Origin of the sequence: Acidithiobacillus ferrooxidans ATCC 23270, assembly GCF_000021485.1 — a bacterium.
Lineage (GTDB): Bacteria > Pseudomonadota > Gammaproteobacteria > Acidithiobacillales > Acidithiobacillaceae > Acidithiobacillus > Acidithiobacillus ferrooxidans.
In genome coordinates this window covers 2,976,112-2,982,397 of the sequence record NC_011761.1, presented here as the reverse complement: position 1 = coordinate 2,982,397, position 6,286 = coordinate 2,976,112, and the positions used below count along the sequence as shown (strand labels likewise).

6 protein-coding genes are annotated in these 6,286 nt (G+C 61.8%); 5 read left to right on the top strand and 1 reads right to left on the bottom strand.

Features of this window, described 5'->3' with window-relative positions; all coding sequences use genetic code 11:
- Positions 1–198: 198 nt before the first annotated feature.
- On the bottom strand, positions 199–1,557 hold the full coding sequence (gene dnaA / locus AFE_RS15165) for a chromosomal replication initiator protein DnaA (RefSeq protein WP_012535739.1): 1,359 nt from the start codon (positions 1,555–1,557) through the stop codon (positions 199–201).
- A gap of 484 nt (positions 1,558–2,041) precedes the next feature.
- On the opposite strand from dnaA, the gene AFE_RS15160 reads away from it, so the two are divergent.
- The 5 genes from AFE_RS15160 (at position 2,042) to AFE_RS15140 (ending at position 6,283) form a co-directional block, all read left to right on the top strand.
- Positions 2,042–2,827 carry an SDR family oxidoreductase gene (locus tag AFE_RS15160; protein WP_012537708.1) on the top strand — a complete coding sequence of 262 codons (786 nt, stop codon included), beginning with the start codon at positions 2,042–2,044 and terminating at the stop codon, positions 2,825–2,827.
- Between the two features lie 295 nt (positions 2,828–3,122).
- On the top strand, positions 3,123–3,956 hold the full coding sequence (gene thiD, locus AFE_RS15155) for a bifunctional hydroxymethylpyrimidine kinase/phosphomethylpyrimidine kinase (RefSeq protein WP_012537707.1): 834 nt from the start codon (positions 3,123–3,125) through the stop codon (positions 3,954–3,956).
- A complete protein-coding gene (gene thiE, locus AFE_RS15150) occupies positions 3,943–4,596 on the top strand; it encodes a thiamine phosphate synthase (RefSeq protein WP_009566482.1) in 654 nt (217 codons plus the stop codon). Before thiD ends, thiE begins: the two co-directional genes overlap by 14 nt.
- Positions 4,597–4,598: 2 nt before the next feature.
- The gene (gene hemL / locus AFE_RS15145) at positions 4,599–5,891 is read left to right on the top strand and encodes a glutamate-1-semialdehyde 2,1-aminomutase (protein WP_012537706.1); all 1,293 of its coding nucleotides are present in this window, start codon (positions 4,599–4,601) and stop codon (positions 5,889–5,891) included.
- Positions 5,888–6,283, top strand: coding sequence for an HIT family protein (locus tag AFE_RS15140; RefSeq protein WP_009566480.1), 396 nt, complete (start codon positions 5,888–5,890; stop codon positions 6,281–6,283). The genes hemL and AFE_RS15140 overlap by 4 nt, the downstream gene beginning before the upstream one ends.
- Positions 6,284–6,286: the final 3 nt, after the last annotated feature.

Sequence of the window (6,286 nt, the reverse complement as noted above, 5' to 3'; positions counted from 1 at the left end):
CTAATACTATTAATGACCACATGGCTTGTGGAAAGGTGTAGTAGCACCTTGCCCGGTATGAAGTTTCCGGTTTTGGCAGGCGGTCGACAAGCTGTGGATAAGTGGGTATATCCAGGGATAAAAAAACGCGCCATTTTTCATACCGAGATAGCACAGGTGTTATGCAGGGGCTTATCCACAGCTTGTGCGGGTCTCGGATCATGCGCCAAGAATCCGCAACAGGTTTCGGTAATCTTCGTCCATCTGGGTCTCTTCCAGGCGGAGTTTTTCGATCTGGCGGCAGGCGTGGAGGACGGTGGTGTGGTCGCGTCCGCCGAAGGCCTCGCCGATTTCCGGAAGGCTGTGGTTGGTGAGTTCCTTGGTGAGGCACATGGCTACCTGCCGGGGACGGGCAATGTTGCGACTGCGTCGCTTGGACTGCATATCCGAGCCGCGAATGTGAAAATACTCGGCTACGACTTTCTGGATGTTGTCGAGGCTGACCATGCGTTTCTGCACGTCGATCAGGTCGCGCAGGGCCTCGCGGGCGGTGTCCAGGTTGTAGGGCTTGTGGGTGAAGTTGACGTGGGCGACGACCCTGCGCAGCGCGCCTTCCAGTTCGCGGACATGGGAGCGGATTTTCTCGGCGATGAAGAAGGCCACTTCCTCCGGCAAATCGACGCCGCTTTCTTCCGCCTTGCAAAGAACGATGGCCATGCGGGTTTCCAGATCGTGGGGCTGGATGGCGACCGTCAGTCCCCAGCCGAAGCGCGACTGCAGGCGCTCTTCCAGCCGGTCCACCTCTTTGGGATAGCGGTCGCAGGTGATGATGATCTGCCGACCGCCGTCAAAGAGGGCGTTGAAGGTGTGAAAAAACTCCTCCTGGGTGCGATCCTTGCCCGCAAAAAACTGGATGTCGTCGATGAGCAGGGCATCCAGCTTACGGTAGCGCTGCTTGAAGTCGTTGATGGTGTTATGTTGCAGGGAGCGCACCATGTCCATGATGAAGCCTTCGGAGCTCACATAGAGCACCTTGGCATCGGCATTGCGCTGGAGGATGGCGTTGCCCACCGCTTGCATGAGATGGGTCTTGCCCAGTCCGACGCCGCCATAGATATACAGGGGGTTGTAGGATTTCCCCGGATTTTGGGCGACCTGCCGGGCAGCCGCCACCGCGAGTTGATTGGATTTGCCCTCGACATAGGACTGAAAGGAGAATCCGGGATTGAGCCGGTTGCCGTTGCGCGGCTCGATGATGGAAGGGGCGGACGGCGTCGCCGTTCCCGCCGGGACCGGCGCCAGCCCCTGTTCGGGGCTGAGTTCCAGGCGCAGCAGCATCCCTGGCGCAAGCTCGGCAAGCACCGCTTCCAGCAGGTCTATCAGCCTTTCCCGTACCCACTCCATGACGAAGGTATTGGGTGCGAACAGGCGCAATTCGTTACCATGCAGCTCGCCACGAAGGGGGCGCAGCCAGGTGTTGAACTGCTGGGCGGTGGTCTGTTCTTGCAACTGCACGCACAGCGCTGCCCATAGGGCATCTCCGTTGTGCAGCGCGGATGGCGCTGGATGACTGCTCATGCGTAACCTGGTCAGAGGGTCTGAAGGTGAACGGTGCCTTGCCCCGGCGCTGCCAAGTACAGTGTCACCCGGCAGCGGAGTGGGCTCGCTTCCCGCAACGGGAAGGGCGTTTCACCATAATTCTCCGTCCATGGAGTATATCCAGTTGTAGCGGTAGATGCCAGCACATCGCTATGGCCGACAGATTTCGGCGGCGCGGCGATTTCCTGGAAAATTAGAAACAGAATACTTCTGAAGAATAACATGTACATTTATTTTTGTATTGTAAAAAACATACATTAACGATTGTTTTATATTGCATTTTATTTGTTAAAACGCGATTTATATTTGCTGTATGGCAGTTATCATGTCCCATATGTTTTCAGGTGGGTATGGCTTTTATGGCATAGACAAATTACTGTTGAATAGAATATAGTGCTTTAAGGAAAGGCGGTTGCGGGTGAGCTGGTGTCCAATGCGGTGGGGTGAGAGGCGGACGTCGACGATGATGGGCGCGGTAGTGATCACCGGGGCGGGCAGTGGCATTGGTCGGGCGCTGGCGCTGGCCTATGCGGAGCCGGGGCGGGTGGTCCTGCTCCTCGGGCGTCGCCGGACGGCTTTGCAGGAAACGGCCGTTCAGGTGCGCGCGCGGGGTGCGCGGGCGGAGTTGCGAACGGTCGATGTCTGCGACGGCGCCGCCCTCGACCGGATTGCAGCGGATTTCGCCGGAGGCTTCGGGTCCGTCGCCGTGCTGATCGCCAACGCGGGCATCAGTCACGGCACGCTGACGGCGGAACCGGCGGATCGCACCGTTTTTGCCGAAATCGTGGCCACCAATCTGATCGGAGTAGAGCTGACCTGCGGCGCCTTCCTGCCCTATCTGGCGCCACAGGCGCGGATTGCGGGCATCGCCAGCGTCGCCGGTTTTCGCGGACTGCCGGGTGCGGCGGCGTATTCAGCGTCCAAGGCGGGAGCGATCGCCTACCTGGAGAGCCTGCGCCTGGAACTGCGAGACCGCGGCATCCGCGTGTGCAGTATCGCCCCCGGCTATGTGGCTACGCCCATGACCGCGGAAAATCACTACCCGATGCCCTGGTTGATGCCGGTGGACCAGGCTGCGGCGAAAATGCGGCGGGCCATCGACCGGGGTCGGCCGTGGTGCGTTCTGCCTTGGCAGATGGCGGTGCTGGGCACCCTTCTGCGGCATCTGCCCATAGCCATCTATGACCCAATTTTTGCCAGGGTGGCAGGAAAACGGCGGAGGACGGGCGACGACGCGGCGGAATCCTGAGCCATGTGGCGGTCGGAGCCGCCTTCTGGATGAAGAAAGTTTTCCACAAAGATGCTAAACCATCAGTTATGCGGACTTGTTGGGAACCATGTTTCATTAGTTTTCATAGGTTATTGTTATGTATGTAAATTATTTTATGAACGGCCATTTCCTCTGGTGCGGAGATGTCGTTGTCATGACGGAATCACGACTACGGACAAAGTATCCACAAAGTTATCCACAGGCTTTTGTACCGGGCTAGAGTCCTGTAGTGGTTTTTGATGCGTGCTCCTTTGATATGGAGGATTCAATCCTGATGGAATCCCGTCGTCCGGAAGCGGTGGGTCCTTTGCCCGTCGTTCTTACTATTGCCGGCTCCGATCCGAGTGCGGGTGCGGGCTTGCAGGCCGACCTGCTGACCCTGGCCAGCCTGGGGGTGCATGGCTGCACGGCGGTCACCGCGCTGACCGTTCAGGATTCGGTGAATGTCCGCGGCTACACGCCGGTCGATCCGCAGGATACCGTAGCGCAGGCCCGTGCGGTGCTGGAGGACATGTCCGTACAGGTCATCAAGATCGGGATGCTGGGCAGCGCGGCCATGGTGGCGGCGGTGAGCGCGCTGCTGGCGGACCATTCGCAGATTCCCGTGGTACTGGATCCGGTGCTGGCGGCCGGAGGCGGCATGGCCCTGGCCGGGGACGGACTGCGCGAAGCCCTGGTGACACGGTTGCTGCCCCGAGTGACTGTCATGACGCCCAATGGCCCGGAAGCGCTGGCCTTGTCGGGCACCGGCGATTTGCCCGCGGCGGGTGTTTGGCTCAACCGCCATGGGGCGGAGTGGGCGCTGATCAGCGGCGGGCACGGCGAGGAGCCGGAACTGGAGAACCTGCTGTTTCGGGGCGAGGTCTTGCGACGCACTTTCCGACAGGCGCGCCTGCCCCACAGCTACCACGGTTCGGGATGTACCCTGGCCGCCGCGCTGGCAGCGGGTCTGGCGCATGGTTTGACCATGGAGGAGGCCGTGGCGCGAGCACTGGATTTTACCCATGCCTGTCTGGTCCATGCCTACCCGCTGGGGAAAGGGCAGTATTTTCCGGACCGGTTCTTTTGGGCGCGCAGGCATCGGGAGGGGCCGGATGGCCGGAGATGACCATTTGATTTCCGGGCTGTATGCCATCACCGACGCCCATCTGATGCCGGAGCCCGTTTTCCTGGCGCGGGCCGAGGCAGCGCTGCGCGGGGGGGCGCGCATTCTGCAATACCGGGATAAGGGCGATGTCGTGACCGACGCGCGGCGACGGCGCATGCAGGCGGGCGCCTTGCGGGAACTCTGTGCGCAGTACGGCGCCCTTTTCGTCGTCAATGATGATCCCCGGCTGGCGCGGGTTGTCGGCGCTCCCGCCCTGCATGTGGGGGCAGAAGATGCGCCCCCGGCGGCATTGCGTGCGCAATTCGGCCGCGCCATACTCATCGGGGTTTCCTGCTATGGATCGGTACCGCAGGCGCAGGAGGCGGCGACGCAGGGGGCGGACTACGTGGCCTTCGGGTCTTTTTTCGCCTCTCCCAGCAAACCGCAGGCGCCGGTGGTCAGTGTGGATGTCCTGACGGCGGCGCGCGCGATGATCGACCTGCCCATTGTCGCCATCGGCGGCATCACGGAGGCCAATGGGCGTGCCTTGATTGCGGCTGGTGCGGATGCCCTGGCGGTAATTTCCGGCGTTTTCGCCGCGGAGGATGTGGAAGGGGCGGCACGACGCTTCACCGCCCTGTTCAATAACCGTAAGGAGTGATGATGACGCAGACTTCACACGCGCTGTTCCATATGGCGCAACAGTGCATTCCGGGCGGAGTGAATTCGCCGGTCCGGGCCTTTCGCGGTGTGGGCGGTGATCCGATCTTCATCGACCACGCCGAAGGACCTTTCTTCTGGGATGTGGAAGGCAAGCGCTATCTCGATTATGTGGGTTCCTGGGGACCGATGATTCACGGCCACGGCCATCCGGAGGTGCTGGCGGCGGTGCATGCGCAGGTGAACAAGGGGCTGGGCTTTGGTGCGCCCACCGCCATCGAGGTGGAGATGGCGGAACTGGTCTGCGCTCTGGTGCCGGGTATCGAATCGGTGCGCATGACGTCCAGTGGCACCGAGGCGGTGATGACCGCCATTCGTCTGGCGCGGGGTTACACCGGGCGCGACAGGATCATCAAATTCGAGGGCAATTATCACGGCCACAGCGACAGTCTGCTGGTCAAGGCCGGTTCCGGGGCGCTGACCCTGGGGCAGCCTTCCAGCGCGGGGGTTCCGCGCGAGGTCAGTCAGAATACTCTGGTGCTGCCGTATAACGACCTCCCGGCGGTGGTGGAAATGATGGCACAGTTCGGCTTCGACGTGGCCACCATCATTGTCGAGCCGGTGGCCGGCAATATGGGCTGCGTGCCGCCGGAGCCGGGCTTTCTGGAAGGGCTGCGCGCCGTTTGTGATCAATACGGGTGTGTGCTGATCTTCGACGAGGTGATGACCGGATTCCGGGTGGCCCTAGGAGGCGCACAGGCGCTCTACGGGGTACGGCCCGACCTGACCACGCTGGGCAAGATCATCGGCGGTGGTCTGCCGGTGGGCGCCGTCGGTGGTCCGCGGGAAATAATGGAATATCTGGCACCCACCGGGCCGGTATATCAGGCAGGGACACTGTCCGGCAATCCGGTGGCCATGGCCGCCGGACTGGCGACCCTGCGGCTGCTGACGGTACCGGGTTTCCATGAGCGCCTGGCGGCGCAGACGGCGGTGCTCTGCGAGGGCCTGGCCGAGCGGGCGGAAGCCGCGGGCGTGCCGATGCAGATCAACCATGTGCCGGGCATGTTCGGCTGGTTCTTTGCGGAACAGCCGGTGCGCGGTTTTGATACGGTGATGGCCGCCGACAGCAAACGCTACGCCCGCTTTTTCCATGGCCTGCTGGCGCGCGGGGTGTATCTCGCTCCCAGTGCCTATGAGGCGGGTTTCCTCTCGGCGGCCCATGGCGATACCGAGATAGCCGCCACCCTGGATGCCGCCGAGGCCGTTCTGGCCACTCTCAAGGAGGACGCATGAGCACCCTGTTCAGCCGCATCATCAACGGTGAAATCCCGGCGCAGAAAGTGCTGGAAGACGACCGTTATCTGGCCTTTCTCGATATCCGCCCAGTACGGCCGGGGCATACCCTGGTCATCCCCAAGGTGGAGCACGATTATATTTTCACGCTGGATGACGCAACCCTGGCGGGGCTTCTGCCCTTTGCCAAACGCGTCGTGCCGGCGCTGGAGCAGGTCACCGGCTGCAAGAGGGTCGGGATCATGGTGGCGGGGCTGGAAGTGCCCCATGCCCATGTACACCTGATCCCGATGAACGCCATCCCGGACCTGAATTTCGCCAATGCCAGAGATACCCCGGCGGCGGAACTGGCGGCGATGGGGGATAGGATACGCGCGGCGTTGCGGGGTTAAGCG

Excerpts from the sequence above, each read along its gene's own strand:
- dnaA (WP_012535739.1), bottom strand. The coding sequence starts at position 1,557 with ATGAGCAGTCATCCAGCGCCATCCGCGCTGCACAACGGAGATGCCCTA.
- AFE_RS15140 (WP_009566480.1), top strand. The coding sequence starts at position 5,888 with ATGAGCACCCTGTTCAGCCGCATCATCAACGGTGAAATCCCGGCGCAG.
- thiE (WP_009566482.1), top strand. The coding sequence starts at position 3,943 with ATGGCCGGAGATGACCATTTGATTTCCGGGCTGTATGCCATCACCGAC.
- AFE_RS15160 (WP_012537708.1), top strand. The coding sequence starts at position 2,042 with ATGATGGGCGCGGTAGTGATCACCGGGGCGGGCAGTGGCATTGGTCGG.
- thiD (WP_012537707.1), top strand. The coding sequence starts at position 3,123 with ATGGAATCCCGTCGTCCGGAAGCGGTGGGTCCTTTGCCCGTCGTTCTT.
- hemL (WP_012537706.1), top strand. The coding sequence starts at position 4,599 with ATGACGCAGACTTCACACGCGCTGTTCCATATGGCGCAACAGTGCATT.